Here is a 16,405-nt window from a genome sequence, read left to right as displayed (position 1 = left end):
GCCCGGGAAGACTCACTCCCCGAACAACGGCTCGTCGACGCCGAGGTTCATCAGGCGGAAGTCGAACGGGTACGGGAAGGTGCCGGGCACCTTGCCGAGGCTCTGGATCACCGTGGCGGTCCCGTTCGCGTGGCCGACGGCGTACAGGTATCCGGAGCGGATGTCCTTGTCGATGCCGAGCAGCAGTGTTCCGGTGCGGCCGCAGCGACTGGCCACCAGCGTCTCGAAACCCTGCCAGGTCGACGCACGGACCTTCTTGACGACCGGCGTCGTCGGCTGGCTGTGCGGGATCCGAACGGTGTACAGCGCTCCCCCGCGAGTCGTCACCAGCAGGGTGTCGTACGTCGCCGTCCGGCTGAACAGCGCCATCGTCTTGACCGCGGAGAACCCGCTGAACACCCCGTTGCGCGTCCAGACCGGCTTGTCGTTCACGTACCGCACCACCCACCGGTAGAGCGTCCCGTCCGCGTGCAGCCCGTACTGCCGTTGGACCGGCTCGGGATCCGACCCGATCGGCTGCGACGTCACCAAAGCCCGGAACCCGGTCCAGCCGCCGCCGATCCGGATCAGCCGGCTGTCCTTGGGTACTTCGGCCGGACGCTGCACCCAGTACGTAAAGTCGTACAGGATGTCCCCGGCGACCAGGTAGCCGCCGAACACCCGCGTGTTCCAGTCGGCATCCGGGTTCACGAACCAGTCGGAGTAGAACCGGATGGGAAGATCCAGCGCGCCGCGAGCACTCGTGCTGTCGGTCCGCGTGATCGGCTTCGTCGCCTCGAGGTAGGTACCGAAGTGGTCGCCTGCCGTCGCGGACGCGGCCCCCACCGCGCACGGGACCGTCGCGCCGGCCACCGACGGTGCGGCCGCGGCTGGTGTGGTCAGGACAGCGGTCAGTGCGAGACCAGTTGCCGCGGCTAGCGTGCGTCGCATTGTGTCCCCTCATCATCCCCAGCGATGGACTTGCAACGTTCGATGCGTGGGCGGTCGGGAAAGTTATGGTGACCGAAAGTGTCGGTGGGATGGGTGAGACTGGGGGCATGTTGCTCTCCGAGGTGGTCGAGACGTCGACCGGGCTGGCCGGGACTCGCTCGCGCCTGAAGAAGGCCGAGCTGATCGCCGGACTGCTGGCCACCGCGACCGATCCGGACGAGACCGAGGTCGTGGTCACCTATCTGTCCGGCGAGCTGCGCCAGCGCCGGACCGGGGTCGGCTGGCGGACGCTGATGGACGCGGCGGCGCCGGCCGAGGCGCCATCGCTGACTGTCGCGGAGGTCGATCGGGCGTTCGCGGAGCTCGCTGTCATGGCCGGTCCCGGTTCACAGGCGCGCAGGCGGGAGGCGGTCGACGCGCTGTTCGGGCGGGCGACCGAGGCCGAGCAGCAGTTCCTGCGGTTGCTCGTCGGCGGCGAGCTGCGGCAGGGCGCGCTCGATGGGGTGATGGCCGACGCGGTCGCACGGGCGACCGGGATCCCGCTGGAAAAGATCCGGGCCGCGACCATGCTGCGTGGTGCGGCGGCTCCGGTAGCGGTCGCCGCACTGACCGAAGGAGAGGCTGGGCTGGCGCAGTTCGGCTTGGAGGTCGGGCGCGGGGTGCAACCGATGCTGGCGCAGTCGGCGACCAGCGTGGCCGAGGCGCTCGGCAAGACGGGTACGCCGGCGGCGCTCGAGTGGAAGCTGGACGGGATCCGGATCCAGGCGCACCGTGACGGGTCCAAGGTCGTGGTGTACACGCGGACGCTCGACGACATCACTGGCCGGGTGCCTGAAGTGGTCAGCGCCGTGCTCGCGTTGGATGCGGAGCAGGTCGTGCTCGACGGTGAACTGATCGCCTTGAAGACCGACGGGCGGCCGGAGGCGTTCCAGGTCACAGGATCACGAACCGCGACACGTGCGGCGACCGGGCCGGATTCAGTGCCGTTGACGCCGTACTTCTTCGACATCCTGCATCAGAACGGTCAAGACCTCCTCGGGCTCGACGGTGCGACGCGACACGAGTGGCTGAGCAAACTGATCCCCGAGGAGCAACGGATCCCGCGGCTCGTCACCGACGATGCCGAGTCGGGGCACGCGTTCTTCGTCGATGCGGTGAAGCGCGGGCACGAGGGCGTGATGGTGAAGTCCCTGACAGTGCCGTACGAAGCCGGTCGGCGTGGGTCTGGCTGGGTCAAGGTGAAACAGACGCACACGCTCGACCTACTCGTGCTGGCGGCCGAGTGGGGTCACGGCCGTCGTACGGGCTGGCTGTCGAACCTGCACCTGGGCGCTCGGGACTCGGAGACCGGTGAGTTCGTGATGCTCGGCAAGACGTTCAAGGGACTGACGGACGAGCTGCTGCGGTGGCAGACCGAGCGCTTCCAGGAGTTGGAGGTACGGCGGGATTCGTACACCGTCTACCTGCGGCCGGAGGTGGTGGTCGAGATCGCCTTCGACGGGGTGCAGACGTCCCCGCGGTACCCGGCCGGCATGGCGTTGCGGTTCGCGCGAGTGCTGCGCTATCGCGACGACAAGAGGCCGGATGATGTTGACACCGTGCAAACCGTGCGGGCGATACACGAAGGAGCTGTGGATGAGTGAACCGGCGGAGGATCCCGACGTCCTGGCGCGGCGGATCGCGCGCGAGTCGCTGGATCAAGAGGATCCCACTGGTTGGTTCGAGCGGCTCTACTCGGCCGCGTCGGAAGGCGACGCGGTGGTGCCGTGGGATCGCGGTGCGGCGCATCCGCTGCTGGCCGAGTGGGTCGAGGAGTCGCAGCCTTCCGGTGCCGGCAAGACCGCGCTGATCGTCGGCGCCGGGACCGGGTGGGACGCGGAGCTGATCGCCGACCTCGGGTTCGACACGACCGCCTTCGACATCTCCCCCACCGCGATCGAGGCCGCTCGCCGGAACCACCCCGACTCCAAGGCGCACTACGTCACCGCCGACCTTCTCGCCCCACCACCGCGGTGGCACCGCGCCTTCGACCTGGTCGTCGAGATCTACACCGTCCAAGCCCTCCCGATCGAGCTGCAGTCAGCCGCAACCCAACAGGTCGGCGAACAGGTCGCCCCTGGCGGCACCCTCCTGGTCATCGCCGCCGCCCGCCCCGACAACCAACCCGACGAGGCGGTCGAAGGCCCACCCTGGCCGCTGACCCGCGCCGCCATCGAGTCCTTCGCCAGACCGGACCTTCGACTGATCCAGGTCGTCCAGTCCCCCAGCCCAGCGGACCCCAGCATCCAGCGCTGGCGCGCGGAGTACCTGCGCGACTAACTGTTCGACACACGCGGCTCCACCGAGCAGACTGCGCACCTGGCGGGTGCCTAGCTGACGAGGAGCCGAATGAGTTCGCCTTGGGGTCGGGTTGAGCGGATGGATGCTGAGCGGGTAGCTGCTCAGTTGGCGGAGGAAGCCGGCGTACGGCTGGTTGTCGAGGGACCGTGTGCCGGTGGGCAGGTCGGGGCAGCGTTCGTGCGGTGGCCTGATGGCCGGCGTTCGGTGCTGAAATGGCGGCCGGGCACGCGGCTCGAGGATCTGCTGGCGGGTCCGGTCGCCGTGTCCGAAGCGGTGCGTGCTGCCGGTGCGCCGGTGCCGGAGACGCAGTTGGCCGTGCAGCTCGGATCCGCGATCGCCACCGTGCAGGAACTGTTGCCCGGGGCACCGATCACGGAGCTCGACTCAGACGGGCTGGACCAGGCGCTGGCGTTCAACGAACTCCAGGCCGGCCTGCTGGCGGAGCGTCCCGACATCCCGTCGCTCGCGTTGTTCCTGCGTGAGGACGGGCCGGGCTTCTGCCTGCACGGTCCCCTCCGCGCGCACAACCGCCGTACCGCTCGCCTCGACGACTGGATCACCACGGTCGGCGCCGAGCATCCCGGGCCGCTGCGTGGCGACGATGCGGTGCACGTCGACTACCACCCCGGCAACCTGCTCGCCGTCGACGGCACGATCACCGGCATCATCGACTGGGACGGCGCAGGTCGCGGCGATCGCCGGCTGGACCTCGTCACGCTCCGCTTCGGGGTACATGGCGACAAGCCCGACTCTACGGTCGTCGCGCGGCTCGACGCCGTACTCGATGGCTTCCCGGATGACGTACTCCGACCACTCTGGGCACACATGAGTTTGCGCATGGTGGACTGGGCGATCCGGCACTTCACCCCCGCCGCGGTCGACCACTGGCTGGCGCTTGCGGAGGCTCGAACCGACTAGAACATATGTTCGATAGTGCTGTATTGTGGGTTCATGGCGGGGCAGGGTGAGGTTGGGCCGACAGCGCTGCGGATGATGCTCGGCAGTCATCTGCGGCGCTTGCGGGAGCGAGCGGGGGTGAGCCGGTCGGACGCCGGGTGGGCGATCCGGGCGTCGGAGTCGAAGATCAGCCGGCTGGAGCTGGGCCGGGTCGGGTTCAAGGAGCGCGACGTCCAGGACCTGCTGACGCTGTACGGCGTCAGCGAGACGCGCGAGCGGGAGCGACTCCTGCAGCTGGCCCGGGAGGCGAACAACCGCGGCTGGTGGCATCGGTACGGCGACGTGACGCCGGACTGGTTCGACGCCTACCTCGGGCTCGAGGCGGCGGCCGAACTGATCCGGACGTACGAGATCCAGTTCGTGCCAGGCTTGCTGCAGACCGCCGACTACGCCCGTGCCGTCGCCCGGCTGACCCCCGACAGCGCGCGCTCGGAGGCCGAGGTCGAGCGCGTCGCCGACCTCCGCACCAGGCGCCAACGCGTCCTGGATCGTGAGCCCCCGTTGAAGCTCTGGGCCGTCATCGAGGAGTCCGTCCTGCTCCGCCCGATCGGCGGGCTGCAGGTGCTGCGCGATCAACTCGACGCACTCCGCTCCGCCGTCGACCGCCCGAACATCACCCTCCAGATCATCCCGGTCGACAGCCCCGGCCACGCCGCCACCGGAGGCGCCTTCACCATCCTCCGCTTCCCCCAGCGCGACCTACCCGACGTCGTCTACCTGGAGCACCTGACCAGCGCCCTCTACCTCGACAAACGAGAAGACGTCGACACCTACACCCAAGCCCTCAACCTCCTGGCCTCTACCGGCCCTCCACCCCAATCCGCCCGCGACCACCTGACCACCCTCCTCAACCAGCTCTCCGCCTGACACCTCATCCGCCGGGCGGGGTTGGAGTTAGGGGTGGGCGGTTGGTGGGTTGGGGGTGTTGTCGTCGGGTGATTCGGATTTGAGGTGGTCTACGCGGCCTTGGTCTTCGCCGGCGTCCAGGAGGCTGTCCTCGGGGGCTCGGTTGGCGCTGTATTCGGTGAGGGCTATGTCGGGGTGGTGGTAGTCGAAGGCGGGGCTTTCGGAGCGGATGCGTGGGAGCTTCTCGAAGTTGTGGCGTGGAGGCGGACAGCTTGTCGCCCACTCCAGCGAGCGGCCCCAGCCCCACGGGTCGTCGACGGTGACGCGTGGGGAGCGCCGGGACTTGTAGACGTTGTAGAGGAACGGCAGCGTCGAGATACCGAGCACGAAGGCGCCGACGCTGGACACCTGATGCAGCGTGGTGAAGCCCTCGTTCGCGCCGTACGCCGCATAGCGCCGCGGCATCCCCTCGACACCCAGCCAGTGCTGCACCAGGAACGTGGTGTGGAAGCCGAGGAACAGCAGCCAGAAGTGCAGCTTCCCCAACCGCTCGTCCAGCATCCGCCCGGTCATCTTCGGCCACCAGAAGTAGAACCCGGCGAACATCGCGAACACCACGGTTCCGAAGACGACATAGTGGAAGTGCGCGACCACGAAGTACGAGTCGTTGAGCTGATAGTCCAGTGCCGGCGACGCCAGGATGATCCCGGTCAGACCGCCGAACAGGAAGGTCACCAGGAACCCGACCGCCCACAGCATCGGCGTCTCCATCGACACCGAACCACCCCAGATCGTGCCGATCCAGTTGAAGAACTTCACCCCGGTCGGCACCGCGATCAGGAACGTCATGAACGAGAAGAACGGCAGGTTGACGCCACCGGTGGTGAACATGTGGTGCGCCCACACCGCGATCGAGAGCAGGCCGATGGCCAGCGTCGCCGCGACCAGACCGAAGTACCCGAACACCGGCTTGCGGCTGAAGACCGGCAGGATCTCGGTGATGATGCCGAAGAACGGCAGCGCGATGATGTACACCTCTGGATGCCCGAAGAACCAGAACAGGTGCTGCCACAACAGCGCACCACCGTTCGCCGCCGTGAAGACCTGAGCCCCGAGGGCTCGATCCGCCTCCAGCATCAACAGCGCGGCGGCGAGGATCGGGAACGCGATCAGCACCAGGATCGATGTGATCAGGATGTTCCAGCAGAAGATCGGCATCCGGAACATCGTCATCCCGGGTGCGCGCATGGTGATGATCGTGGTGACGAAGTTGACGCCACCGAGGATGGTGCCCAGACCGGCCATCCACAGGCCCATGATCCACAGGTCACCGCCGACGCCCGGTGAGCGTTCGGCCGTCGACAGCGGCGCGTACGCCGTCCAGCCGAAGTCGGCCGCACCGCCCGGGGTCAAGAACGCGCCCATCGTGATCAGTCCGCCGAACAGGAACAGCCAGTAGCTGAACATGTTCAGGCGTGGGAACGCGACGTCGGGCGCGCCGAGTTGCACGGGCATCACGACGTTCGCGAAGCCGACGAACAGCGGGGTCGCGAACAGCAGCAGCATGATCGTGCCGTGCATGGTGAAGAGCTGGTTGTAGACCTCTTCGTTCACGAACTGCAGGCTGGGTTCGGCGAGTTCGGCGCGGATGATCAGCGCCATCACGCCGGCGACCAGGAAGAACAGGAACGACGTGACGAGGTAGAGCTGACCGATCACCTTGTGGTCGGTTGTGGACAGCAGCCGGCCGATCACCTGCCCGAGCGGTCGCCGCGCCGTCCCGGCGGCAATCGGCGTGCCGGTGCGTTCGGTGATCCCGGTACGTTCGCTGACACTCGCCATGCGACCTCCCGTGCCCCCACTCCGCGCGCGGAGTGCTCACATTGCTTCGATTACACACCCGTCGGCGGCAGGACAACAGACGTCGCCCTGGTGACGCTCCGTCATCGAACAAGAATCGGCAGCAACTCAGCGCGGCGGTCCCGACCGCACCACGTCCTGTACGTCGGCCAGCCGCAGCGCAGCCGGGTCGAAGTCCGTCAGGCACCACGTGGCACCGGCGGCGGCATACGGGCGTACGTCGGTCGACGGAGGCAACGCGATCACCATGTCGAACCCGTCGAGCGAACCGCGTTCCGCCGACACGGCTGCGACGGCCGATGCCACCTGGTCCGGCGACGTCAGGTTGACCGGGAAGTACCCGTCGTACCGCGCCGCTCGCCGGATCGGCTTGAGGTTGCCCGGAAAGCCGGCACCCCAGATCGGGATCCTGCCGTTCACCGGCCGAGGCTCGAAGCGCACCGAGTCGACCAGGTAGTGCTTGCCGCGATGGTCGACCGTCTCCCCCGACCAGCCGGCGGTCAGGATCTCCAGACACTCGTCCAGCTGCTCGGCACGAACCCGGTCGTCCGTCTCGTCACCGGACCGCGAGAACTCCCCCGCGAACCGATCGCCGCCGAGCCCCACCCCGAACGTCAGCCGGCCGTTGCTCAACACGTCCAGTGTCGTTGTCTCGCGCAACAGCTTCACCGGCCGGCGGCGGGCGACCGGTGTCACCATCGGCCCGATCCGCAGCCGCTCGGTGGCGACGGCGACCGCCGCCAACGTGATCCACGGATCCGCGACCGCGGAGATCGGCGGCCGCCACCACAGCTGGTCCCAGACGAAGAACCCGTCCCAACCCGCCTCCTCGGCCGACGCCGCGAGCCGCGCCACCACCAGCGGATCCGCCAACTCGTCGAACAACGGAACCCACACCGCGTGCAGCATCATCGTCCCCCGGTGTGCTGGATGACGGCATCGACGAACTCGCCCCACAACTTCGAGGGCACCCCATGCCCAGCACCCTTCAACACAACGAGCGACGCACCAGGCACCGCATCGCGCACCGCCTCCCCGTGCGCCAACGGCAGCAACGGATCCAGTTCACCGTGGATCACCAGCACCGGCATCGAGAGATCGCCGAAGCCACCGTGCACCGGACCGTCGAAGTCCATCGCGAAGTGATTCGTCAACGACGCCTCGAAGTCACGAGCCCGCTCGATGTCCCGCCGTACCAGGTCCCGCGTCGACCCCGCGTCGAACAGCGGACCCATCTCCGCGGCCGCCGACTGTACGACGTACTCCTCCAACGCGGCGCGGTCCGCGAAGTCGGGACTGCCGAGGCGAGGCATGTCGGCGGAGGGCGGCGGAAGGTCGTCGGCGCCGGTGCTCGTCGACACGAAGGTCACCGAGGCGACCCTGGCCGGATGGTCGACACCGAGGACCAGCGCCACCCCGCCGGACATCGACTGAGCGACCACATGGGCCCGATCGATGCCCAAGGCATCCAGTAGACCGACCGCATCGGCGGCCAGGTCACGCATCGAGTACCCGGGCCGGCCCGGCGGGTACGACGTCGATCGCCCGGTGTCACGCTGGTCGTACCGGATCACGTACCGCCCGCGGCCGGCCAACTGAGCGCACAGCTGCTCCGGCCACCAGAGCATGGACGCCGAAGCGCCGTGGATCAGCAGCACAGCCGGGTCGGCCGGGTCGCCGAAGGTCTCGGCACACAGTTCGACACCGTTGACGGGATAGATGGTTTCCATACCCACGACGCTAAGTGGTCGGCAGCATCACGAAAAGCGATTGTTTCCGATCAAGCTCATCGCGATCAGCAATAGAACAGCGAGGCCGGCCACCCAAGCGGCGGCCGGCCTCACCCACAAGGACCCAAGCTCAGCTGACGGTCAGCACCTTCGACGCCGTCTGCGTGCCCTGGTGATCAGCGTCAGCCAGCCACACCACCCGGTACGTGTACGTGCCACGCGCCGTCGGCTTGATGCTGAACGCGTACTTCCCGTTCGTCGCCAGCTTGCCCGTCGTCACCGCGACCCAGCTCGTCCCCGAGCGCCGCTGCAGGTAGACGGTCATCCCGGCGTGCGGCGGGTTCAGGTACCCGTACAGCGCCGCCGCCTTCCCCAGCACCATCGACCCCGGGACCAGGTACGCCGACATCGCCGGCTGCACCTGCACGAGCAACGCGGCACTCCGCGTGCCCAGGAGCCCGGTCGCGCCGTTGTAACCCCACATGTAGTACGTCGACACAGCCGGCGTCTGCGCCGAGCTGACGACACCGTTCGCATCCGAGGTGAACTGGCCGGCCACGGACCACTTCGACGCGGTCTTCGCCTTCGAATACAGCACGACCGGCACGCCGGCCAGCTTGGCGCCGTCGTTGATCCGCGTCACCGTGGTGCTCAGCGTGGAAGCGCGGGTGTACATGATCGTGGCCGCACTGGCCGTGATCGTGGCCGTCGTGCCGACCAGCCGTGTATCGACGCCCGGACCGATCTTGCCGGTGCTGTCCTTCACGAAGACCCGATAGGCGTAGCTGGCCGAGTTCGGCAAACCGGTGATGGTGTACATGCTGGCGGTGCCGCCGTAGATCGCGGCACCGGAGGTCGGCAGCGCCGGCGGGGTGTTGCCCGACGCACCGCGAACGATGATCTGGGCGACGGTCGTGTTGGCCGGCTTGGTCCACCGCAGCGTCGCCGCGCCTGGTCCCCCGGTGACACTGAAGCTGCTGACCGGTGGCGGCGGTGCGGTGAGGTCCACCCAGTTCTTGTCGATGTTGACCTCGACCCCGCCGTTGGTCTCCTTGATGTTGCCCTGGTACTGGTGCACTCGCTGGTGGTTGGTCCAGTACGTCGCCGGGATGAACCTGCTGGTGCCGACCGGCGATGAGCCCCAGTGCGCGAACCACAGGTTGTCCGGCCGCGTGTACGCCGTACTGGTGTAGGCACTCGCCAGGTCGACGCCACCCGAGCCGGCTGCGACGTACGCACCGCCGACGTACCCGCGGGCGTTGAGCTCCTGGGTCCAGCCGCTCAGGTAGGACAGCACCGACGCCTTGCAGGCCGCAGTGGACGGGTAGGCCTCAATGTCGCTGTAGATCGCACTGCGCTGGGCGAAGCCGAGTGCCTGCGCGGCCGCCACGGCGTTCGCCGCAGCAGTCTTGCCTTGCGCGAGCGCGGTGGCCGGGACGGTCGACATCTTGCTCGAGTACGAGCTGCACGGTGCCTGCATGCCGACGTCGATCAGCAGGAACTGCCAGCCCTTGCTCGCGTTCGTCGACACCCAGTCCGGGGTCAGGTTCGGCTGCTGGCACGCGCGCAGGCCGCCGCTGATGTAGATGCCGACGGCCTTGTAGGTCGGCAGCCAGGCGTCCATCGTCGACTGACTCGGCGCGTCACAGGTGTCGAAGGCGTAGCCCTTGAAGGTGCCCGAGGCAACCACGGTCGGTGTGACCGCGGCCGGCTGGACAGCCTGTGCTGACTTGGACTTCGTGACCACCCGGCCGGTGGCCAGTACGTCGTTCGCCGCCTGCTCGCCACCGGGTGTGTAGTAGGCGGTCGCCAGCACACCGGCATCCCGTACGACGCGGCGCAGCAGACCGGGCGTGGACTCCTGGGCCGTGGTCAGCGGCTCGAGCACGATGCCCTCGCTGCGGCCGACCAGGTGGGCGGGGCAATCGGCCTGAGCGGTACTGCGGCCGAGGTAGACAGCAGGTTGGTCGAGACGGACGCATGTGGTCGGGTTGGCGGCCAGGTCCACGACCGGCCAACTCGAAGGCACCTGCACCTCGTATCCGCGGTAGGACACGGTCTTCGTCTCGTCGGCGGCGGCCGGGCGACTGATGGTCACCACTGCGGCCACGCCGGCGACCAGGGCGAGGGCAAGAGCCACCGCCCCGGGTTTGTACAGCCTCACAGAAGCTCCTCACTTTCGGCGGACGGCCGGTCCCGAAAGCGCACTGAGCCCCCCAGTCCCAACCCCAGATCCCCAAGTCAAGGCGAGTGCCCGCCGCTCTGTCGAAGAGCTTCCGGCACTCGCCTCGATGGCCAAATGCTATCGATGCAGATCGTCGGGCCTCGATCGGGTTTTGGATCGATCGATCTAGAACGTGTTAGGGTGATTCGCATGGCCAGGCCGAGGACGTTCGACGAGGATCGCGCCGTCGATGCCGCGATGAGGACGTTCTGGACGTTCGGCTACGAAGGCACCTCGACCCAGGACCTCTGCGAGGCCACCGGGTTGGGGCGGAGCAGCATCTACAACACCTTCAGCAGCAAGCGCGTCCTGTTCGATCGGGCCATCCGGCGCTACCTGGAGACCAAGACCGCGCGGCAACTCGAGCTGATCCGGAGCAGCGACCTGCCGATCCGCGAGCGCGTCCGCCAGATCCTGTGGGACGCGGTCGAGCCGGACCCGGCTGACCCACTCGGCTGCCTGGTGGTCAACACGCTCGTCGAGCTCGCGCCGCACGAGCCTGAGGTCGCCGAGGCGCTCGACCGCGACCATGCCGTCAAGATCGAGGCGCTCACCGCGGCCTTCCGGGCCGCTCAGGCGGCGGGTGAGGTCGATGCCGACCATGACCCGACCGCGCTCGCCGACTACGTGTTCGTCGTCCTGAGCGGACTGCGCGTCGCGGCCCGCGGTGGCGCGACGCAGGCCGGCCAGGAGGCCGTCGTCGCCTCCGCACTCCGAACTTTCTGACCCAACCAATCCCGTCAGTGCCGCACGCGCGCGTTTTGCACTGATTGATCCAATATGAGAGGAACCCGATGCCGCTCGCTGTCTACGTGCTCGGCCTGGCGATCTTCGCCCAGGGCACGTCCGAACTGATGCTGGCCGGCCTGCTCCCCGAGATCGCCGGTGACCTGGACGTGTCGATCCCGGCCGCCGGCCTGCTCATCTCCGCGTTCGCGGCCGGGATGCTGATCGGCGCACCGATCCTGGCCGTCGTGACGCTGCGCTGGTCCCGTCGGGCGGCGATGCTGGCCTTCCTCGCCGTGTTCGTCGTCACGCACGTCCTCGGCGCGCTGACGCCCGGATACGGAATGCTCGTCGCGACGCGGATCGTCGGAGCCTTCGTGTACGCCGGTTTCTGGGCGGTAGCCGCTGTCACAGTCATCGGACTGGCCGGCCCGGAGTCGCGGGCCAAGGCGATGAGCATCCTGGCCGGCGGTCTCACCGTCGCCACCATCGTCGGTCTCCCGGCCGGGACGGTCATCGGCCAGCACCTGGGCTGGCGGGCCGCGTTCTGGGCGGTTGCGGCCTTGTCGGCGCTCGCGATGATCGGTGTGGTCGCGACCATCCCGGGCGGCCGCTCGGACAGTACGCCGGAACTCCGTCAGGAGCTGCGGACGATGGCGAGGCCGGCACTCTGGCTTGCCTACGGCACCACGGCCCTGTCGACCGGCGCGGTCCTGGTCGTCTTCAGCTACCTCGCTCCCCTGCTGACCGATTCGACGGGCCTGTCCGCTGAGTGGATCCCGGTGGTTCTTGCTCTGTACGGCGTTGGCGCACTGGCCGGGATCACGATCGGCGGGCGGACGGCTGATGCTCGTCCGTTCGCGACACTGCGGGTCGGCATGACCGGAGTCATCGCGGCGTCCGTCGTACTCGCGGTGTGGACCGGTACGGCGTGGGTCGCCGTACCGGCCGTCGTGGCCATTGGCGCGTTCGGGTTCGCCAACAATCCGGCGGTGAACTCGCGGGTGTTCACGGTGGCCGGGTCGGCGCCGACGCTGGCGGCGGCCTTCAACATCTCGGCGTTCAACGTCGGGATCACCGCCGGGCCGTGGCTCGGCGGACTGGCGATCGAGGCCGGAGCCGGCTACTCGTCGGTGGGCTGGATCGGGGCTGGGCTCGGAGTGCTTGCCTTGAGCACCGTTCTGGTGGCCTCAGCGGGTGTAGGTGAGCGCCAGGTCGATCACGGGCTGGTAGGCGTCGCGGTTGGCGGGAAGGTCGGCGGAGTAGTCGGTGGTGATGCGGTAGATCAGGGCGCGGACGAGCATCTGGCCCCAGTCCGGGAGGTGTGACCAACGCGCGGCCAGTTCAGGCTTGGCGTCGTACCAGCAGAGCGCGTCGACCACGGCGACGGCCGCAGCCCACGACGGCGGACGCCAGTACACCGGCCAGTCGATGATCGCCGGCGGCAGCCCGTCGGCGAACATCACGTTCCCCAGCAGATCCCCGTGGACCACCTGCGCGCCGAGCTCCACCGGCTGTCGAGCCTCGAGCAACTTGACCAACACCTCCTCGTTCCCCTCAACCGGCTGCTCCTCCCAGGCCACCCGATCGCCAACGGTCCACGGATCGTCGCGCACGTCCAAGAACTCCGGCCGCGGCAACTCGGCCACCGCCTCATGAAACGCAGCGCCGGCTGTCAGTACCTCGTCCGGCCGCCCAGCGTCGGTCGCTCCCTCCAGCAGCCCGGACGCCTCCCACCCGTCAACAACCCACGAGCCGTCGGCCGCCTGCACCGGCCGGGGCACCCGAAACCCCAGCCCATCCGGCAATCCTGCAAGCACCTCCGCGCGCCACACCGCCTCCGGCGCAAACCCCACCGGCTTCACCACGACGTCCCCCACCTGCCAGGTCTCGCCCTGCCCACCCGGAAGCAACACAGGCTGGGCGGAAAGGCCGAAGGCGGCGAGCACACCGTCCGGTGGAGAGTCCATCGGACGATCGTAGACCGGAGATCGGCCCGTCAGCGCCGGGTTTTCCGCCACTGCCGAGTGTGCTCGTCGGCGCCTTCTATCGCGAGCTGTCCGCGGAGTTGTCGCTGTGGCTGCCCGAGATCCTGCGTGACTAGGTGCGCGTCTGCTTCTTCGTGCCCGGGTCCTTGGCGGTGTCGTCGGCGAGTTTCTGCATGCGGTTGCAGAACTCGTCGGCGCTGATCCGCGCGGCGGCGAGCTCGGCGTAGATGCTGCGGGACGGCTTGTCCATCGTCGAGTACCAGCCGGCGAAGTACTGCGTCCAGTTGTTGGTGCCGCCGGACTTGATCAGCGCGTCGGACGAGGCGGCGCCCGCGCTCAGCTTGATGCCCTCGGTCGCGCCCTTCACGATCGTCGGCGACCCGGTCAGCTCGGTGAACTTGCCGGCCGCCTCCTTGGACAGCATGATCCGCAGGTACTCCAGCCCGCCGGCCTTGTTCTTCGCCTTCTCCGGCACGATGAAGTTCTCACCGGCGGCGATCCGGGCGACGTCGACCGGCAGCTTGGAACCGTCGAGCAACGGCGTGTACGTCGCGGTGGTCTCGAAGTCCTTCGGTGCCACGGTCTTCTGCTCGTTCTCCAGCCAGGAACCCGACGGGATGAACGCGGCCTTGCCCTGGTTCCACGCCGTCTGGGACTGGATGTGGTCCAGCCCTTCGGTGCCCTGCATGATGTAACCCTTGCCCTTGAGCTCCAGCAGCGCCTCGGCGGCCAGCTTGATCGACTCGTGCTTCCAGGCGTTCGGCTCGAGCGAGTCGATCGCCTTGATCACGTCGTGGCCGCCGTGCTTCACGGCCATGTCCATCACGACACCGCCGATGTAGTTGCCGTGCTTGCCCTGGTGCGCGAGCGGCGCGATCCCGGCCTTCTTGATCTCCTCGCACAGGGCCAGGAACTCGGCCCAGGTCTTGGCCGGCGTCCAACCGTGCTTGGTGAACAAGGGTTTGTTGTACCAGATCGCGTACACGGTCAGCACGTACTCGAGCACCAGCGGCTTGCCGTTCAGCATCGCGGCCTCGAGCGCGATCGGCTCGAGCGTGTCGCGGACCTTCTTGTTCGGGTCGTCGACCGACGGCGCGTCGAACAGCTGGGTCAGGTCGGTCAGCTGACCGCTGGTCGCGAGCGTCGACATCGGCAGCAGCGAGGCGCCCGAGTTGTCGATGACGTCGGGCGGGTTGCCGCCGTTGAAGCGCGGCTGCAACTGCGGGGTGATGTCGGTGATGCCGGCGTGCTTGATCGAGGTCTCGGAGAACTTCTTCTTGTAGAGGTCCTCGTGCGCCTTGGCGTAGTCGTCGCCGTACCCGCCCTTGAAGATCACCACGTCCAGCGGGTCGGAGCCCTTGACCCCGAACGGGTTCTCCGACGTCTTCTCCGCGCCGCCACCGCCGCCGGAGCTGTCAGAGTCGCTGCCGCCGCTGGCACAGGCCGACAGCAGGGTCCCGCCGCCGGTGGCCAGCAGGGTGCCGACCGCCGCGCGCTGCAGAAACAGCCGCCGCGACAGGTTGTCAGGAGTGGTCATCGATCCCGCCCTTCGAGTAACAGTCCCTTTCCAATGGCGGAAACATTCCGTCATATCCGCCCTGTTTGGGAAGAATTTTTCCTACCTCTCCTCCGAAGTCAAGGTTGAGGCGGAAACGTGCCCCTTCGGTGACCTGGCCGCCATCAGCCGGCTGTTGGCCGCGACGCCGAGCAACAACGGCAACAGGCCGGTGAACGTCCAGACCAATCCGACCGCCGCGGCGAACCAGCCGACGACCGCGGGACCGATCAGGATTCCGGCGTACGTGAAGGTGGTCAGCTGCGACACCGCCGTCGCCGCCTCGATCCCTCCGACCCGGCCGACTGCGCTGAAGATCAGCGGCAGCAGCACCGATCCGCCGAGCCCGACCAGGGCGAATCCGGCGAGCGCCGCCGGCCACAGCGGTACGGCGACCACCACGGTCAGCCCGATCACGGCGACCAGCGCGCAACCACGGAACAGGACGTCGGCGCCGTACCGCTCGGTCAAACGGTCGCCGATCACCCGGCCCGCTGTCTGGAAGGTGGTGAACGCCGTGAAGGCCAGTCCCGCCGTGGCGAGACCGGCGCCGCGGGACTCGTGCAGGAGGACGCCGCTCCAGCTGATCACGGCCGCCTCGCCGATCATCACGACGAAGCCCATCGCGCCGAAGATCACCAGTGGACGGGTCCAGCCGCCGGACGTTTGCTTCTTCCTGGGTGTCTGGTCGGCCGAGGGCGGAAGCAGCCCGCGGGTCGCGAGCTGTCCCGCGACCAGCAGTACAGCGCCGACGGCAACGAACTGGGTACCGATGTCGACCCCGGCGCGCGTGACCGCGGCACTCACGAGTGACGCGAGTACGGCGCTCACACTCCACGCGGCGTGGCAGCCGCTCATGATCGGCCGGCCGCGGAGGCGTTCGACGGCGACGGCGTGGGCGTTCATGGCGACGTCGACCGCGCCGTGCACGAGGCCCATCAGCGCGACCGCGATGCCCAATTGGACTACTCCGCGGGCCTGGCCGACCGCGGCCAACAGGATCGGCAGCAGCGCCAGGGCCAGGCGGATCAGCCGACCGCTGCCGATTCGCGCGACCACTCCGCCGACGAACTGCATCGACACCAGCGCCGCCGCACCGAACAGGGTGAGGACGATCCCCAACTCGCTCTCGCTCAGTTGGTACTCGACCTTGATCGACGGGATCCGGGCGAGGTAGCTCGACACCAGACACCCGTTGACGAAGAACACCGTGGTCACCGCCCAGCGCGCTCTGCCGACGTTCATGACA

Annotated in this window: 13 protein-coding genes and 1 pseudogene; 6 read left to right on the top strand and 8 right to left on the bottom strand. The window is 68.2% G+C overall.

Annotation, left to right across the window (positions count from 1 at the left end):
- Positions 1-12: 12 nt before the first annotated feature.
- The gene (locus ACGFIF_RS08140) at positions 13-930 is read right to left on the bottom strand and encodes a hypothetical protein (RefSeq protein ID WP_393152727.1); all 918 of its coding nucleotides are present in this window, start codon (positions 928-930) and stop codon (positions 13-15) included.
- A 107-nt stretch (positions 931-1,037) separates the two neighbouring features.
- Here ACGFIF_RS08140 and ACGFIF_RS08135 point away from each other — a divergent pair, with 107 nt between their 5' ends.
- The 4 genes from ACGFIF_RS08135 to ACGFIF_RS08120 all read left to right on the top strand — a co-directional run bounded on the left by ACGFIF_RS08135 (position 1,038) and on the right by ACGFIF_RS08120 (position 5,094).
- Complete coding sequence (locus ACGFIF_RS08135; protein WP_393152725.1) at positions 1,038-2,573, top strand: ATP-dependent DNA ligase; 1,536 nt, start codon at positions 1,038-1,040, stop codon at positions 2,571-2,573.
- Positions 2,566-3,249, top strand: a complete 684-nt coding sequence (locus tag ACGFIF_RS08130; RefSeq protein ID WP_393152723.1) for a class I SAM-dependent methyltransferase — start codon at positions 2,566-2,568, stop codon at positions 3,247-3,249. The genes ACGFIF_RS08135 and ACGFIF_RS08130 overlap by 8 nt, the downstream gene beginning before the upstream one ends.
- A 99-nt stretch (positions 3,250-3,348) precedes the next feature.
- On the top strand, positions 3,349-4,188 hold the full coding sequence (locus ACGFIF_RS08125; protein WP_393152721.1) for a phosphotransferase: 840 nt from the start codon (positions 3,349-3,351) through the stop codon (positions 4,186-4,188).
- A 33-nt stretch (positions 4,189-4,221) separates the two neighbouring features.
- Entirely contained in the window at positions 4,222-5,094 is an 873-nt protein-coding gene (locus ACGFIF_RS08120) for a helix-turn-helix domain-containing protein (RefSeq protein WP_393152719.1), read from the top strand.
- Between the two features lie 27 nt (positions 5,095-5,121).
- Here ACGFIF_RS08120 and ctaD read toward each other — a convergent pair whose 3' ends face one another.
- The 4 genes from ctaD to ACGFIF_RS08100 form a co-directional block, all read right to left on the bottom strand.
- Positions 5,122-6,915: a cytochrome c oxidase subunit I gene (gene ctaD, locus ACGFIF_RS08115; protein ID WP_393152717.1), complete on the bottom strand. Its 1,794-nt coding sequence runs from the start codon at positions 6,913-6,915 to the stop codon at positions 5,122-5,124.
- A gap of 126 nt (positions 6,916-7,041) precedes the next feature.
- Positions 7,042-7,845 carry an LLM class flavin-dependent oxidoreductase gene (locus ACGFIF_RS08110; protein ID WP_393152715.1) on the bottom strand — a complete coding sequence of 268 codons (804 nt, stop codon included), beginning with the start codon at positions 7,843-7,845 and terminating at the stop codon, positions 7,042-7,044.
- On the bottom strand, positions 7,842-8,663 hold the full coding sequence (locus tag ACGFIF_RS08105; RefSeq protein ID WP_393152713.1) for an alpha/beta fold hydrolase: 822 nt from the start codon (positions 8,661-8,663) through the stop codon (positions 7,842-7,844). The genes ACGFIF_RS08110 and ACGFIF_RS08105 overlap by 4 nt, the downstream gene beginning before the upstream one ends.
- 130 nt (positions 8,664-8,793) lie before the next feature.
- Positions 8,794-10,827 (bottom strand): glycoside hydrolase domain-containing protein, encoded by a 2,034-nt coding sequence (locus ACGFIF_RS08100; RefSeq protein WP_393152711.1) that lies wholly within the window; start codon positions 10,825-10,827, stop codon positions 8,794-8,796.
- 210 nt (positions 10,828-11,037) lie between these two features.
- Between ACGFIF_RS08100 and ACGFIF_RS08095 the strand changes: the two genes are divergently transcribed.
- Positions 11,038-11,613: a TetR/AcrR family transcriptional regulator gene (locus tag ACGFIF_RS08095; RefSeq protein ID WP_393152709.1), complete on the top strand. Its 576-nt coding sequence runs from the start codon at positions 11,038-11,040 to the stop codon at positions 11,611-11,613.
- 68 nt (positions 11,614-11,681) lie between these two features.
- A complete protein-coding gene (locus ACGFIF_RS08090; protein ID WP_393152707.1) occupies positions 11,682-12,941 on the top strand; it encodes a Cmx/CmrA family chloramphenicol efflux MFS transporter in 1,260 nt (419 codons plus the stop codon).
- Positions 12,942-12,944: 3 nt separating this feature from the next.
- Here ACGFIF_RS08090 and ACGFIF_RS08085 read toward each other — a convergent pair.
- The 3 genes and pseudogenes from ACGFIF_RS08085 to ACGFIF_RS08075 all read right to left on the bottom strand — a co-directional run.
- Positions 12,945-13,583 (bottom strand): annotated as a pseudogene (locus ACGFIF_RS08085) (TIGR02569 family protein); the annotation flags it as partial.
- 130 nt (positions 13,584-13,713) lie between these two features.
- Positions 13,714-15,138 (bottom strand): N-acetylglucosamine/diacetylchitobiose ABC transporter substrate-binding protein, encoded by a 1,425-nt coding sequence (ngcE, locus tag ACGFIF_RS08080; protein WP_393152705.1) that lies wholly within the window; start codon positions 15,136-15,138, stop codon positions 13,714-13,716.
- Between the two features lie 81 nt (positions 15,139-15,219).
- Complete coding sequence (locus ACGFIF_RS08075; protein ID WP_393152703.1) at positions 15,220-16,401, bottom strand: MFS transporter; 1,182 nt, start codon at positions 16,399-16,401, stop codon at positions 15,220-15,222.
- Positions 16,402-16,405: the final 4 nt, after the last annotated feature.

This window comes from Kribbella sp. NPDC049174 (genome assembly GCF_043197365.1).
Taxonomy (GTDB): domain Bacteria; phylum Actinomycetota; class Actinomycetes; order Propionibacteriales; family Kribbellaceae; genus Kribbella.
This window is presented reverse-complemented; position numbering and strand designations above follow the sequence as displayed.

Bases quoted from the DNA above. Each gene is read 5' to 3' on its own strand.
- ctaD (WP_393152717.1), bottom strand. From the start codon at position 6,915: ATGGCGAGTGTCAGCGAACGTACCGGGATCACCGAACGCACCGGCACG.
- ACGFIF_RS08140 (WP_393152727.1), bottom strand. From the start codon at position 930: ATGCGACGCACGCTAGCCGCGGCAACTGGTCTCGCACTGACCGCTGTC.
- ACGFIF_RS08130 (WP_393152723.1), top strand. From the start codon at position 2,566: ATGAGTGAACCGGCGGAGGATCCCGACGTCCTGGCGCGGCGGATCGCG.
- ACGFIF_RS08110 (WP_393152715.1), bottom strand. From the start codon at position 7,845: ATGATGCTGCACGCGGTGTGGGTTCCGTTGTTCGACGAGTTGGCGGAT.
- ACGFIF_RS08125 (WP_393152721.1), top strand. From the start codon at position 3,349: ATGGATGCTGAGCGGGTAGCTGCTCAGTTGGCGGAGGAAGCCGGCGTA.
- ACGFIF_RS08120 (WP_393152719.1), top strand. From the start codon at position 4,222: ATGGCGGGGCAGGGTGAGGTTGGGCCGACAGCGCTGCGGATGATGCTC.
- ACGFIF_RS08105 (WP_393152713.1), bottom strand. From the start codon at position 8,663: ATGGAAACCATCTATCCCGTCAACGGTGTCGAACTGTGTGCCGAGACC.
- ACGFIF_RS08075 (WP_393152703.1), bottom strand. From the start codon at position 16,401: ATGAACGTCGGCAGAGCGCGCTGGGCGGTGACCACGGTGTTCTTCGTC.
- ACGFIF_RS08135 (WP_393152725.1), top strand. From the start codon at position 1,038: ATGTTGCTCTCCGAGGTGGTCGAGACGTCGACCGGGCTGGCCGGGACT.
- ACGFIF_RS08090 (WP_393152707.1), top strand. From the start codon at position 11,682: ATGCCGCTCGCTGTCTACGTGCTCGGCCTGGCGATCTTCGCCCAGGGC.
- ACGFIF_RS08095 (WP_393152709.1), top strand. From the start codon at position 11,038: ATGGCCAGGCCGAGGACGTTCGACGAGGATCGCGCCGTCGATGCCGCG.
- ngcE (WP_393152705.1), bottom strand. From the start codon at position 15,138: ATGACCACTCCTGACAACCTGTCGCGGCGGCTGTTTCTGCAGCGCGCG.